The 13317-nt window shown below is 65.2% G+C and carries 15 protein-coding genes and 1 tRNA gene; 9 read left to right on the forward strand and 7 right to left on the reverse strand.

Annotation, left to right across the window (positions count from 1 at the left end):
* Window positions 1-5 precede the first annotated feature (5 nt).
* Complete coding sequence (locus BLS91_RS07695) at window positions 6-794, reverse strand: SGNH/GDSL hydrolase family protein (RefSeq protein ID WP_092340138.1); 789 nt, start codon at window positions 792-794, stop codon at window positions 6-8.
* Window positions 795-879: 85 nt separating this feature from the next.
* Between BLS91_RS07695 and BLS91_RS07700 the strand changes: the two genes are divergently transcribed.
* Window positions 880-2697, forward strand: coding sequence for a DEAD/DEAH box helicase (locus tag BLS91_RS07700; RefSeq protein WP_092340139.1), 1818 nt, complete (start codon window positions 880-882; stop codon window positions 2695-2697).
* Window positions 2698-2718: 21 nt separating this feature from the next.
* Here BLS91_RS07700 and BLS91_RS07705 read toward each other — a convergent pair whose 3' ends face one another.
* Window positions 2719-3921 carry a trans-sulfuration enzyme family protein gene (locus tag BLS91_RS07705; RefSeq protein WP_198412812.1) on the reverse strand — a complete coding sequence of 401 codons (1203 nt, stop codon included), beginning with the start codon at window positions 3919-3921 and terminating at the stop codon, window positions 2719-2721.
* Between the two features lie 118 nt (window positions 3922-4039).
* Here BLS91_RS07705 and BLS91_RS07710 point away from each other — a divergent pair, with 118 nt between their 5' ends.
* Window positions 4040-4519, forward strand: a complete 480-nt coding sequence (locus tag BLS91_RS07710) for an Lrp/AsnC family transcriptional regulator (RefSeq protein WP_092107921.1) — start codon at window positions 4040-4042, stop codon at window positions 4517-4519.
* 93 nt (window positions 4520-4612) lie between these two features.
* On the opposite strand, the gene cspE is transcribed toward BLS91_RS07710, so the two are convergent.
* Window positions 4613-4816 (reverse strand): transcription antiterminator/RNA stability regulator CspE, encoded by a 204-nt coding sequence (cspE, locus tag BLS91_RS07715; protein ID WP_035840308.1) that lies wholly within the window; start codon window positions 4814-4816, stop codon window positions 4613-4615.
* A 309-nt stretch (window positions 4817-5125) separates the two neighbouring features.
* Window positions 5126-5962: a DUF3097 domain-containing protein gene (locus BLS91_RS07720; protein WP_092340142.1), complete on the reverse strand. Its 837-nt coding sequence runs from the start codon at window positions 5960-5962 to the stop codon at window positions 5126-5128.
* On the opposite strand from BLS91_RS07720, the gene BLS91_RS07725 reads away from it, so the two are divergent.
* Together BLS91_RS07725 and BLS91_RS20170 are read left to right on the forward strand one after the other, a co-directional pair.
* Window positions 5961-6731 carry an SOS response-associated peptidase gene (locus tag BLS91_RS07725; protein WP_233197533.1) on the forward strand — a complete coding sequence of 257 codons (771 nt, stop codon included), beginning with the start codon at window positions 5961-5963 and terminating at the stop codon, window positions 6729-6731. The two genes, BLS91_RS07720 and BLS91_RS07725, sit on opposite strands and share 2 nt — an antisense overlap.
* Window positions 6732-6834: 103 nt before the next feature.
* A complete protein-coding gene (locus BLS91_RS20170; protein ID WP_167552421.1) occupies window positions 6835-6999 on the forward strand; it encodes a hypothetical protein in 165 nt (54 codons plus the stop codon).
* 18 nt (window positions 7000-7017) lie between these two features.
* On the opposite strand, the gene BLS91_RS07730 is transcribed toward BLS91_RS20170, so the two are convergent.
* Complete coding sequence (locus BLS91_RS07730) at window positions 7018-7665, reverse strand: DUF1345 domain-containing protein (protein WP_241983135.1); 648 nt, start codon at window positions 7663-7665, stop codon at window positions 7018-7020.
* A 134-nt stretch (window positions 7666-7799) separates the two neighbouring features.
* Between BLS91_RS07730 and BLS91_RS07735 the strand changes: the two genes are divergently transcribed.
* The gene (locus tag BLS91_RS07735; RefSeq protein WP_092340144.1) at window positions 7800-8735 is read left to right on the forward strand and encodes a DnaJ domain-containing protein; all 936 of its coding nucleotides are present in this window, start codon (window positions 7800-7802) and stop codon (window positions 8733-8735) included.
* Here BLS91_RS07735 and BLS91_RS07740 read toward each other — a convergent pair.
* Window positions 8732-9631, reverse strand: a complete 900-nt coding sequence (locus tag BLS91_RS07740) for a hypothetical protein (RefSeq protein WP_092340145.1) — start codon at window positions 9629-9631, stop codon at window positions 8732-8734. The genes BLS91_RS07735 and BLS91_RS07740 overlap by 4 nt on opposite strands.
* A gap of 90 nt (window positions 9632-9721) precedes the next feature.
* On the opposite strand from BLS91_RS07740, the gene BLS91_RS07745 reads away from it, so the two are divergent.
* The 4 genes from BLS91_RS07745 to BLS91_RS07760 all read left to right on the forward strand — a co-directional run bounded on the left by BLS91_RS07745 (window position 9722) and on the right by BLS91_RS07760 (window position 13133).
* Window positions 9722-10102 carry a hypothetical protein gene (locus tag BLS91_RS07745; protein ID WP_092340146.1) on the forward strand — a complete coding sequence of 127 codons (381 nt, stop codon included), beginning with the start codon at window positions 9722-9724 and terminating at the stop codon, window positions 10100-10102.
* Between the two features lie 91 nt (window positions 10103-10193).
* Window positions 10194-11300: a LolA family protein gene (locus tag BLS91_RS07750; protein WP_092340216.1), complete on the forward strand. Its 1107-nt coding sequence runs from the start codon at window positions 10194-10196 to the stop codon at window positions 11298-11300.
* The gene (locus BLS91_RS07755; protein ID WP_092340147.1) at window positions 11297-12271 is read left to right on the forward strand and encodes an ABC transporter ATP-binding protein; all 975 of its coding nucleotides are present in this window, start codon (window positions 11297-11299) and stop codon (window positions 12269-12271) included. Before BLS91_RS07750 ends, BLS91_RS07755 begins: the two co-directional genes overlap by 4 nt.
* A complete protein-coding gene (locus BLS91_RS07760) occupies window positions 12258-13133 on the forward strand; it encodes an ABC transporter permease (protein ID WP_092340148.1) in 876 nt (291 codons plus the stop codon). Before BLS91_RS07755 ends, BLS91_RS07760 begins: the two co-directional genes overlap by 14 nt.
* A 90-nt stretch (window positions 13134-13223) precedes the next feature.
* Here BLS91_RS07760 and BLS91_RS07765 read toward each other — a convergent pair.
* Window positions 13224-13308 (reverse strand) — tRNA-Leu (locus BLS91_RS07765).
* Between the last annotated feature and the right edge of the window lie 9 nt (window positions 13309-13317).

The following is a 13317-nucleotide window of genomic DNA, read 5'->3' on the forward strand; positions in this document are numbered from 1 at the left end:
GGCGCTCAGACCGGGGGGAGCGTGAACGGGCCGGCGTCGGGCCGCTTGGGCAGCACGTGGTCGCCGGAGGACTGGTGGCGCACCCGGCGCAGCACCCACGGAACGAGGTATTCCCTGGCCCAGGCGAGGTCTTCCGTGCGAGCCTGACGCCAGGTGGTGCCCGGCATCGGCTCGGGTTCGCTCGGTGCAAGAGAATTCTTCACGTTGAGGGTCTGCAATACCATACGAGCGACCGTGTGGTGCCCGAGCGCGTTCAGGTGCAACCGGTCGGGTGCCCACATGCGTGGGTCCTGAATCTCGGTGAGCTGCCACATGTCGGCCACGATGCAGTCGTACTTCGTGGCGACCGCGCGAATGTTTTCGTTATAGATGGCGACCTTGCCGCGGATACTGCGAAACACGGGGGAGAAGCCCACATCGGCGCCGGTGAACAGCACGACAGTCGCGCCGTCGCTGGTCAACCGGGAAATAGCGTCGTCACAGCGCGCCGCGATGGCGTCCGGGTCGGTTCCCGGGCGAATTACGTCGTTGCCGCCGGCCGAGATGGTGATCAGATCGGGGCGCAGCGCCAGAGCCGGCTCGATCTGCTCATCCGCAATCTGCCGAATCAGTTTGCCGCGCACGGCGAGGTTGGCGTAAGCGAAGTCCTCCGTGCCGTCGCTGAGAATCTCGGCGACCCGGTCGGCCCAGCCTCGGTGCCCGCCGGGGCTCTGCTGTTCCGGATCGCCGATGCCCTCGGTAAATGAATCGCCGAGCGCGACGTAGCGCGACCATGGATGCTGTTGCTTCGTCATCAGACCATTGTGTCTGAACATTGTCGCGCTCGTCGAACCTGAGTGCGGACGCGAACGTCGGTGGGCTTTGGTAGATTTGTCGGAAGTGAATACTCCATCCGTTTTCGGTCCCGCACAGGGAACGAGTGCAGCCGAACACCTGTCGCCGTCCTTCCCCGAACGCGCGGCCTGGGGCACCGCAGGCAAGCTGCGCGCCTGGCAGGCCGAAGCACTGGAAGCCTATTTCGTGCACGAACCGCGCGATTTTCTGGCCGCAGCCACGCCGGGTGCCGGCAAGACCACGTTTGCCCTGCGACTCGCTGCCGAACTTCGATCCCGGCGCACCATCGATCGCATCACCGTCGTGGCGCCGACTGAGCATCTCAAGAACCAGTGGGCGGATGCCGCGGCGCGCGCGGGCATCCGTCTGGATCCCATGTTCAAGAACGCTGACCGCAGCTACGGCAGCCACTACCACGGCGTCGTCGTGACCTACGCGCAGGTTGCCGCCCGGGCCGCCCTGCACAAGCAGCTCACCGAATCCAGCCGCACCCTCGTCATTCTCGACGAAATCCACCACGGGGGAGACGCCCTCAGCTGGGGCGACGCCATCCGCGAGGCGTTCGGGCCGGCCACCCGGCGACTCTCCCTCACCGGAACCCCGTTCCGCTCTGACACGTCACCGATCCCGTTCGTCAGCTACCTGCCCGATAAACACGGCATCCGCATGTCGCAGAGCGACTACGCCTACGGCTACGGCCGCGCCCTGGCCGACGGCGTCGTTCGTCCGGTGATGTTCATGGTCTACGCCGGGCACATGAAGTGGCGTACCAGGGCCGGCGACGAGATGGAAGCGAAGCTCGGCGAGGGCAACACCAAGGACATCACCAGCCAGGCCTGGCGCACCGCGCTCGAGCCGAGCGGCCAGTGGATTCCGTCCGTGCTGCGCGCGGCCAACTCTCGCTTGACCGAAGTGCGACACGGCATACCGGATGCCGGTGGTCTCGTTATCGCCACCGACCAGACCACCGCACGTGCCTACGCCGTCATCCTCGAGGACATCTGTGGCGAGCCGGTCACCATCGTGCTCTCCGACGAGAAGGAGGCCAGCGACCGCATCGACGAGTTCTCCAAGAACACCCGCCGCTGGATGGTCGCTGTGCGCATGGTGTCGGAGGGCGTCGACGTTCCGCGCCTCGCCGTCGGCGTCTACGCGACGAGCGCGGCCACGCCGCTGTACTTCGCCCAGGCGATCGGCCGGTTCGTGCGGGCGCGGCGACGCGGTGAGACGGCATCCATTTTTCTGCCGAACGTTCCCGGGCTGCTCAGCCTTGCGAACGCGCTCGAACTGGAACGCGACCATGCCCTCGACCGCAGCAATCGGGAGGACGGCGACGATGGAATGTACAACCCCGAAGACGCCATGGTCGCCGCGGCCAACAAGGAGGAGAAAGCGTCTGATGACCTCGGCTTGGACGATTTCACCTGGCAGGCCCTCGATTCCCAGGCCACCTTCGACATGGTCATGTTCGACGGTGACGAATTCGGTGAGCTGGCCGAGCCGGGCACCGACGAGGAGTTCGACTTCATCGGCATTCCGGGTCTGCTCGAGCCCGAGCAGGTCTCCGAGCTGCTGCGGCAGCGCCAATCCCGACAGTCCAAACGGTCAACCGACAAACGCAAAGACCCGGTGACCGGTGAAATCGCCCCGCTCGAGCCGCCGCCCCTGTACCGCACACTCAAGGAACAGCGCACGCTGTTGTCAAGCCTGGTCGGCATGTGGTCGAAGCTCGCCAATGAACCGCACGGCATGATCCACGCCGAGATGCGGCGCATCTGTGGCGGGCCCGCCGTCGCCCAGGCCAGCGTCACCCAGCTGCAGATGCGCATCGACCTGCTGCGCCGCCGCCTCGGCCGCAGCTAGTCACGCGGCTGCTGCGCCGATCTAGATGGCCGCACCGTAGGTGTTGCTCGCGCCCACCGGCACCCGGGCCACCAGCAGGGCGGTCAGAATGTCGTCCATGAGGTCATCGACGTGCTCCAGCCCAATGGAGATGCGCACGATCCCGCCGGGGGGCCGGGCGTCGGGCGCGACCGGTCGGTGGGTGAGCGACGCCGGATGCTGCACCAGGGAATCGACGCCGCCGAGCGACACGGCGTGGGTGATCAGGCCGAGCGCCTCGGTGAAACGCAGGGCCGCCGCGTAGCCGCCGAGATCCAGGGCGAGGAGCGATCCGGCGCCCGAGCACTGCCGCCCGATCAGTCCCTGCGGGTCCTGGCCGGGGAGCCCGGGGTAGAGCACCCGCACCAGGGCCGGGTGTCCGGCCAGCCGAGTCGCCACTTCCGCCGCCGTCGCCTGCTGGGCGTGTACCCGCACCGGGAGGGTGCGCAAACCGCGATGCAGGAGGTAGGCATTGAACGGGGTCAGCAGGCCGCCGGTGAGCGCCCGCACCTGCCGCAGGCGCACCATCCACTCCTCGGACCCGGAGACCGTCCCGCCCATCGCGTCGCCGTGTCCGCCGAGAAATTTGGTCGCGCTGTGCAGCACCAGGGTTGCTCCCGACTCGATCGGACGCTGCAGTACGGGCGTCGCGAAGGTGTTGTCGACCAGTACCGGCACGTCTCCGGCCGCGTCGACGACCGCCCGAATATCGGTCAGTTCGAGGGTCGGGTTGGCCGGTGTCTCCAGAATGACCAGGCCGGTATCCGAGCGGATGGCGGCGGTCACTCCGGCCAGATCTGTCCAGGTGACGGTCGTTCTGAGCAGCCCGCTGGCCAGGACATGATCGGTCCCGCCATACAGTGGTCGCAGGGCCACGATGTGCGGTTTTCCGGCAGTGACCGTGGCGATCAGGGTCGCGGTGAGAGCGGCCATTCCGGTGGCGAAGGCCACCGTGCCCTCCGCCCGCTCCAACGCTGCGAGGGCGCTTTCGAAACGGGCGACGCCGGGCTGCCAGAGCCGCTGGTACACGGCTGAGTCCCCGGGTTCCGGGGTTCCGCCGGTCGCGAGATTCTCGTACGACTCACCGCCGGATTCCACACCGCGCAGCGGATTAGTGGTGGACAGGTCGATACCGGGAACGTGAACGCCCGCCTCGGTGAGGCCGTCCATTCCGGCATGCACGGCGAGGGTTTCAATATGTGACATCGGTGGCAGCATGCCCTCACAGAAACAGATTCTGTGCGGTCGCGCAAGTCAGCCTGCAGACCCTTGCAATTCCAAGACAGGAATCGCATAAACTCCTTAGTAATAAGGGAGTCTGTTGATGGAATCGAAGAAGCCAGAACTCGATCGGGTTGACCGCGCGCTGTTGCGCGCCCTGTCGGTCAATGCCAGGGCTTCCGGGGCAGCCCTGGCCAGTGAAATCGGCGTTGCCGAGTCCACCGTGTCGCTGCGCCTGCGTCGTCTGCAGCAGCTCGGCCACATTCGTGGCTATCGGGCCAATATTGACCTGGCTGCCCTCGGTGCCAGCTTGCAGGCTCTCATCTCGGTGCGGCTGGCCAAGCACGCTCGCGTGCAGATCGACGACTTTCGGAACGCGGCCCCGCACTGGCCCGGCGTGATCGGGTTGTTCCACACCGCGGGTGCCGACGACTACCTGCTGCACGTGGCCGCAGCGGATGCGTCCCACCTGCGGGACTTCGTGCTCGAGCACCTCGCGGAACATCCGGCGGTCGCCCACACCGAGACCAACCTCATCTTTGAGTATGTCGACGGCGACGGCTGGCAGGACCTGGTGAAGTAACGGGCGGCAGGTCGCAGCAGCTGCCCGGCCCCGTATCCGGTTAAAACAAGAACGCCCCCCGCCGAAGCGGAAGGCGTTCTTCGCAAGCTCTATTTAGAGGGCGCGGATGTTCTCGGCCTGAGGACCCTTGGGGCCCTGGGTTACCTCGAACTCGACCTTCTGGTTCTCATCGAGGGACTTGTAGCCATTCGACGCGATCGCGGAGTAGTGCGCGAAAACATCGGCGCTTCCGTCGTCGGGTGCGATAAAGCCGAAGCCCTTTTCAGCGTTGAACCATTTCACGGTACCTGTTGCCATTTGTAAAACTCCTCCAGGAGTGTTAGACCGGCCCCGACTGTCGGGACCGTTCGTCGCGGTATTCGTCGTCCGCTTCCGAAAGGAATGTGGCGCACTAACTGCGATCCAGATGAATCACGATCAATGCGTTTAAGACGTGCAAGCACTACAACTTCGAGTCCAACACTAGCCCACATGTCTGGATGGTTTCGGAATTCCCTGCCTTTTTAACACGAAAGCGTTACGTTTACCGGAAAAAACGGGTGAACTCCGGGTCTACCACTGGTAGTCAGCGCTCCGGGAGCATTCCGAAAAACTAATCCCGGCGTGTCATTCGGCTGTCACAAAGTCGATCAGATGTTCCACTCGGCCGAGAAGTTGCGGTTCCAGGTCGGCAAACGTGCGCACCTGGCCGAGAATGCGCTGCCAGGCCCTGGCTATGTCAGCCTGCTCCTCGTGCGGCCAACCGAGCGCGTCGCAGATACCGTGCTTCCACTCAATGCTGCGCGGAATATCGGGCCACACCGTGAGGCCCACCCGGGCCGGCTTCACCGATTGCCAGACGTCGACGAACGGATGCCCCACCACCAGCACGCTCGCCGCATACGGGCCGCGCGCCACGGCTTCCGCGATGCGGCTCTCCTTCGAGCCCGGCACGAGGTGATCCACCAGCACGCCCACCCGACGCCCGGACCCCGGACGAAATTCTCGAAGGATCTCGTCGAGGTTATCGACACCCTCAATGCACTCAACGACCACTCCCTCGATCCGCAGGTCGGCACCCCAGACCTTTTCGACCAGTTCGGCATCGTGCCGGCCCTCGACGAAGATGCGGCTGGCGCGAGCGACCCGGGCCGGGGCATCCGGCACAGCGGTCGAGCCCGAGGCGGTGCGCACTCGGCCCAGGGCCGCGGCCATCGTCGGAGCAATTAGGGTGACGGGGCGACCGTCAATCAGAAAGCCGGAACCGAGCGGAAACAGTCTCAGCTTGCCGTGCCGATCCTCCAGGGTGACGATCTTCTTCTCCACGCGGATGACGGCACCGCAGAACCCGGTGGCGACCTCCTCCACCACCAGGTCACGGATGGCTTCCTGGGTCGGAATGATAATGCGGCCGGCGTCGCGCCAGCCGGAGGAGAGCACGTCTGCACTGTATCGATCGTCCATGGCATCGACGCTAGTCGACGACGCTCTCCGCTCCGGCATGACGCGGTATTCTGAAGGCATGTGTGGTCGATTCATCATTACCGATACGGCGCCGGATCTGGCTGCCATGTTCGATGTCGAGCATGAGGGGGAAAATCTTCCTGAGCCGTCGTGGAATATCCGGCCGACCGAGCAGATCCCGATCGTGCTCGAGTCCAAACGCACCGACCCGGCCGTGCGCCGGCTGGAATCGGCACGCTGGTCGCTGATCCCGTCTTTTGCGACCGAACCGACGTCGAAATTTCCCACCTTCAACGCTCGGGCAGAAACCGCCGCCGAGAAACCGACGTTCAAGACCAGCGTCAAGTCGCGGCGTGCCCTGGTTCCGGCGACCGGCTACTTCGAGTGGCACACCGAGGGCACCGTGAAAACTCCCTATTTCATTCACTCCGACGATGGCCTGCCGCTCGCATTCGCCGGCCTGTATTCCTGGTGGAAGAATCCGGCTGCCGCTGACACCGATCCGGCGCGGTGGGTGCTGTCCGCGACTATTTTGACAACGGATGCGCGGGGCCCGCTCGCGCAGATCCATGACCGCGCCCCCGTCGCCCTACCGGAGGAGTGGTGGGACCAGTGGCTGGATCCCGCCACCGAGGGCGATCAGACCCTGGTCGATGCCGCCGTGGCGGCCTCCCGCGAGGTGGTGGAATCACTCAACTTCTACCAGGTTGCGCCGATATCGGGTAACGGCCCCGAATTGATCGAGCCGGTCGACAACGATTCGGTGTAATTGCGCTCTGCCCTAACCGGTACGCTCGAATCAGTACGAATACTCAGTACGTTCACATCAGTGGCTGCACAATTGCGCGGGCGCTGCCCTGAAAGGAACACCCATGAACATTGTCGCCTTCGTCGTCGCGTTTGCGATCTTCGTCTTCGGTTTTTGGCTGTTCGGCCTGGCCTTCTCGGTCACCTCGCTGATGGTGCCGATTTTTATCGGCGGAATCCTGTGTGTGGCCCTCGCCATGGCGATCCCGTTCCACCTATTACGCAACTAAACCACGGTCGCTGCCGGTTCAGTGCAGTAAGCCAGCCACCAGGTTGATGAGCGTGGCTAGAATCACTGATCCGAACGGAAACGACAGTAGCGCGTGCCGCAGCGTCGTCATCCGCAGCGCGTGGCTCTGAATGCTCGTGTCTGACACCTGATAGGTCATGCCGATGGTGAATGCCAGGTAGGCGAAGTCGCTGTACCCTGGCGGTTCGGTCTGATTGAAGTCAATGCCGCCGGGGGAGTCGCTGTAATACAGGGAGGCGTAGCGCAGCGTAAAGAGGGTGTGTACGAGAACCCAGGACAGCGCGACGCTGGCAATGGCGACACCGGCCAGAAGCCCGCGCTGCGTCCCCGAGGTCGCCGAAGTCCCCAGCAGCAACACGACTATGGCGCCGAGGCTCGCGAGTCCGGCCAGCAGGATGAGAAATTCCGACGCTCCCCTCGAGGGGTCTTCGCGGGTCGCGTGGCGGGCCGTCGACGCGGCATCCTGTCGCCCGATGACGATCCAGACCCAACCGATGTAGGTCACGCAGGCGGCCGCCCAGCCGAGGATCACCGCAAGGGCCCAATCGCCGGGTACGCCAGCGACGAGGCCAACGACGACTCCGACGATGAGCATGACGACCAGTCGGGTGCTGTACCGGTGCACTGACGCTAGGGAAATGGTCACAGGCTGATCGTGGCACAGAATGGCCCGGTCACCCGTACAGCGCACCCTCGGCGCGGTGTCAGAATCGCACGGTATTGTAAGTTTCCGATCGACTTCGCATCGATTGTCGTCGAACACGAAAGGTCCCGCCCAGGATGCAAGACAGCCCGGCCGCATCCACCCCCTACGAGGTCCTGGGAGTGAGTCCGACCGCGACCGAGGATGAGTTGCGTCGCGCCTATCGGCTGCTGCTGCGCCAGACCCACCCCGACGTCGGCGGAAGTGCCACCAAATTCCATGCCGTACAGCTCGCCTGGGAACGTATCGGCAGCCCCGAGAACCGGGCCGCCTACGATCGCCGCCGCTTCGGTGATGCAGACCCGACCGCTCCAGCGGATGCCTACGCCGCCCCGTCCGCCCGCGGCCCGGCCACCAAGTCCAGCCTGAAAACCCGCATGCACGGTCACCCAGGCGGCCAGGCTCGCCTGAGATACCTCGATCTAGTACGCGAATGGGCCGGCCGAGGCACGGTCATTGACGACCCGTACGCCCCCGCGTTGATTCGCAGTGCCCCGAAATTCGTGCGGCACTGCCTGGCCAAGGCCCTGGCTGAGGAGGCCACGGCCCAGCTCGTGGCCAATCTCGGTATCGGTTTCACCGCCTGGCATGACATCGACACCGGCGGCCAGACCGACAAACTCGACCACATCATCCTCGGCCCGGCCGGACTGTTCGGCCTGCTCTCCGAAGACTGGGGCGGCGCGGTGCAGTTGCGCCGCGGCGAACTGGTCGGCGAAGAAGTACCGGAGGAGGATAGCCCGATCCACCAGTTCGAGGACGCCGCTCGCTCCATCAGCCGAGCGCTCAAGGTGCGCTTCACCGCGCTCATCGTCGTTCTCCCCGATGGTGCGCTCGACGAACCGGTCTCACTGCCGAAGCGCGGCAGACGGCCGATGATCATCATCATCCCGCGGTCGCGCGTGGTTGGCGTGCTCCGCGAGGGACTGGCCGGCATGGAACGCGGCAGCTTCGAGAAAGTGTTCGAGCTGCGCAGTACCCTGCAAAACGGCATCCGTTTTGTGAATACTTAGGCGGGCAGGGCCAGCTTCTCGACCCAGTAGCGCAGAAACGTCGCCCCGGCTTCATCGTGGATCTGGTCGCCGATCACGATCACCGGATAAGGCCGGTCCAAAATGCCGTCGGACGGCCGCACGTCAACGTGGGACACGTCGTAGCCGGCCTCGTGCAGGTGATCGGCCATGCGATAGTCGCTGCGGGAATCGCCCACCGACCGCCAGAGTCGGGGCAACGGCCCGGTCTCGGCAAAGTAGGCGAGGGCTCGCTTGGCGGCATGGTCTTTGTCGAGTGTGACCGACTCGATGTCGGTGGAGATGATGGTGGCATCCAGCCGAAACGGAACCTGACCGGATTGGTCTGGCGACTCTCGATCGTCGAAGCGAACGCCGAGCCCGTGTTTCACCAGGAGGGCAAAAGCGGCCTCGTTGAAGCCGGATTGGCGGGCGAGATAATTCGCGTGGCTCACGTCCGTACGTTGTTCGACCGAGATCATCGCCTGCTTGGTCTCATCAAAGAACATCTCGGCCGAGAACGAGTCGGCGACGAGCTGGCGCACCTCGTCGATGACCGCGGTCGGCAGGGCAACACTCTGATCGATGACCACGTCTCCCATGCCTTCCACCCCGATCGGAAACCACACCGCGCCCTTCTCGCAGACGCCGTACATGCGAAAGGAATCCGGCAGCCCGGCCGCGACGAGCGGCGCGACAACCTGCGCGCGAATAAAATCGGCTGACCGGCCCGTGATGAACGCGATCGGCACGTGTCCGGCCGCGAGGGTGATCAGATCGGTCAGGATGCTCGGCGTTGCGATGGTGCGCGTGATCGGGCTCGCAATCGGACCGTCGACGTCAAGAAGCAGTCCCAGCGGGGATGCGGGCAGTCCGGGCGAGGAGAGGGGTGTAGACATTTCGCCATTGTCCCATACCGGTCGAAATCGGATCCGCAGGGGGGAGCGGATGCTGCGCGGGCCCAGCCGAGCGCCTATCGTTGTCCAAAGATGATTACGCGACGAGAAGTAGCACTGCGCCTGGACATACCGTTGGAAATGGCGGCACGCCACGGAATTCCCTCACGCCTCAGCGAGGGCCAGCTCGCCAAACTAGAGGCCGAACCGCCGGCCTGGCTGGTGCAGTCGCGAGCCAATCGCACCGGCAAAAAGCCCGTCTGGGCGCAGCTGACCTGCACGATCTGCGGGTACACCGAAGCTGTTCGCCCCAAGAAATGGTGGCCGACGTTCACCTACATCAGCTGCTCCAACCACGGCTTCGATGAGTTGCCCGAACCGGCCGCCGGTTTTGGCCGCACCGAGTGTGACGGCATCGGCAGCCAGTTCATCGGCATCACCGATGAGGCGCTGAGCCCGCCCGAACCGACCTGACCCTGCTGAAAGTACGCTGATCGCGTGGCCGATGGGCACCGCGCAGGGCGTACGATCACGATATGAATCTGAACGCATCGGGCCGTTGATCATGTCCCGCAATTCATTGAAGTGGCTCCCTGCCATCGTCGTGCCGGCCGTTGTCGTCGCAGCGGTCATCGCCGCGCCGCTTGCGGCCGGTGCTGCCGTCGATCTGCCCGACAAGACGGCCGAGCAGGTTCTGCTCCTGGTCAACGACAGCACCGTGTCGACCTTCTCCGGAACGGTCGCCCAAACCACTGATCTGGGCCTGCCCAGTCTTGACCTGGGCGCGGGAATGCCCGGCACGTCGTCGGCCGCTGCCGTGAGCACGGCCCTCGAATTGCTCAGCGGCTCCCACGAGTTTCGTGTGTACGTCGGTGGCGAGAGCCAGTCCCGCGTGCAGATCAAGGACCGGATGGCTGAGCGCGATGTCGTGCACAACGGCAGCGACGTTTGGTTGTACGACTCGAGCACGAACGCGGCGACTCACCTGAGCATTCCGGCCGATCTTGCCGCCACCGCCCAGGCGAAGGCCGCCGAACTCGAGTCACAGCTCCCGGCCGACCTGTCATCTCCGGCTCAGCTCGCCGAACGTTTCCTCGCCAACCTTGACCCGAGCACAGCGGTCTCGGTGGGCACCGACGCCCGGGTCGCCGGCCGTAACGTCTATCAGCTGGTCCTGACGCCGAAAGCGACCGACACCCTCGTCGCATCCGTTTCAATCGCGGTGGACTCCGAGACCGGCCTGCCGCTGCAAGTGACCGTCGAGGCCCGGGGCCAGAGCGCACCCGCGCTGCAGGTGGGCTTCACCACCATTGACTTCTCCGCTCCAAACGCTGACCTATTCGACTTCGTGCCGCCGGTTACCGCCACGGTGACGACCCCGGCCTTCCCGACCACGCCCGACGGCTCTGCCGCCAGCGACACGGGCGACCACAGCCCGGCAGCGGGAGGGTCCCCGGTCATCACGGGCACCGGCTGGTCCAGCATCATCGAGGTGCCCGCCCTCGCCGTACCGGCCGAGTTGGGCGATAATCCCATGCTCGAGCAGCTCACCGAACCCGTCGCCGGTGGTCGTACACTGACCACGTCACTCCTGACGGTATTCCTGGCCACCGACGGTCGCGTCTTCGCCGGGGCAGTTCCATTGGCGCAGCTCCAGGCCGCCGCCGAGTGACCCCGGCGCTCACCCCGCCCGCCCCAAGCCTCGCCATCGAGAGTCGGGGGCTGACCAAACGGTTTGGCAGCCAAACCGCGGTGAACGGCATCGACCTCGCCGTTCCCCGCGGTTCCGTCTTCGGTTTTCTCGGTCCGAACGGTTCCGGTAAGACCACCACGATTCGCATGCTGTTGGCCCTCAGCCAGGCCAGCAGCGGAACGATCACCGTGCTCGGTCGGACCATGCCGGCCGGGCTGCACGATGTTCTGCCCCGCGTGGGCGCCCTGGTTGAAGGTCCCGCCTTCTATCCCTTTCTCTCCGGGGCGGCCAACTTGCGGCGGCTGGACACCGCCGATCAGTACGCGCCAGGAGCGACCCGCCGGGCTCGGGTGCAGCTGGCCCTGGAACGCGTGGGCCTCACCCACGCCGCCGACAAGAAGGTGCACGCCTATTCACTTGGCATGAAGCAACGGCTGGGCATCGCTAACGCCTTGCTGCTACCCAGGGAGCTGCTCATCCTCGATGAGCCCACGAACGGACTCGACCCTCAGGGCACCCGGGAAGTCCGCAGCTTGGTGCGCTCACTGGCCGCCGAGGGCACGACCGTGTTCGTTTCCAGCCATCTGCTGGCCGAGGTCGAACAGATGTGCACGCACGCCGCCGTGATGAGCGCCGGCAGCATCGTCGCCCAGGGCACCCTGGCCGCTCTGCGTGCGGTCGGCGAGACCCGGATCCGCGTGCGTACCCCGGATACCGCGGGCGCGGTGCGCGTGCTCACCCACCTCGGTCTGATGCCGCAGGCGGGATCGCCTGATGATGGTGACTCGATCGTAACCGCGCCGCTCGTCGGCACGAGCTGGCTGCCGGAGGCGATCGTGACGGCTCTCGTGGCCAGCGAAGTGCGCATTCGCGGCTTCGCGATCGAGGAACCGAGCCTCGAAGAACGCTTCGTCGCACTGACCGGGGAGGGTTTCGATGTCGTCCAGTGAGGTTCTGCCGGGCGAACGCCCGAGCGTAGTGTCGGCGCGCCGCGGCAGCGGATGGTCGCTGCTCGGCTCCGAAATCTCGGTACTGTTTCGTCGGCGCCGCACCTGGGCCATGCTGGTCGCCGTGGCGCTCATCCCCATTCTGCTCGCTGTGGCCGTGCGTCTGTCGTCGGAGGCGCTGGCCCCGGGGGAGGGACCGCCGTTTCTGGATCGAGTGACCCAGAACGGTCTTTTCGTGGGCTTCACCGCCATGGTCGTCGCTATCCCGCTGTTCCTGCCGCTGACCATCGGTGTGGTCGCCGGGGATACCATCGCCGGGGAAGCCGGCCTCGGCACCCTGCGCTACCTGCTGGTGGCGCCGGCCGGCCGTGTGCGGCTCCTGCTCGTCAAATATGCCGGAGCTGCCCTGTTCTGCCTCGTGGCGACGCTGACCCTCACGGTGTCCGGAGCGATTATCGGGGCCGCGCTCTTCCCGGTCGGCCCGGTCACGCTGCTCTCCGGCGACACCATCAGCGTCAGCGAGTCGCTCGCGCGCTCACTGCTGGTGGCGGCCTATGTCACGGTGTCCCTGCTGGGCCTGTCGATGATCGGGCTGTTCATTTCCACGCTCACCGACGTTCCCGTCGGGGCCATGGCGGCGACGATCGTGGTCTCGGTGGTCGCGCAGATCCTCGATGTGATTCCGCAGCTGTCCTGGCTGCACCCGTGGCTGTTCAGCCACTACTGGCTCGGTTTCGCCGACCTGCTGCGGCAGCCTCTCGACCTCGGCTCGTTCGGTCAGAATGCGATCGTGCAGCTGGGTTACCTGGCCGTTTTCGGGGCGCTGGCCTACAGCCGTTTCGTGACCAAGGACATCCTGTCCTGACGGAGTTAACGAGACAGGGCCGAATCCAATGGATCCGGCCCTGTGAACTGTCTCAACCAGTCCTCGTTGATTTCTCGAAAGAAATCTCCGTGTCCGAGATGGGAATTGAACCCACACGCCCTTAACGGGCACTGGCACCTCAAGCCAGCGCGTCTACCAATTCCGCCACCCGGACTGGGTGAAA

This window comes from Cryobacterium flavum, from assembly GCF_900103805.1.
GTDB lineage: Bacteria > Actinomycetota > Actinomycetes > Actinomycetales > Microbacteriaceae > Cryobacterium > Cryobacterium flavum.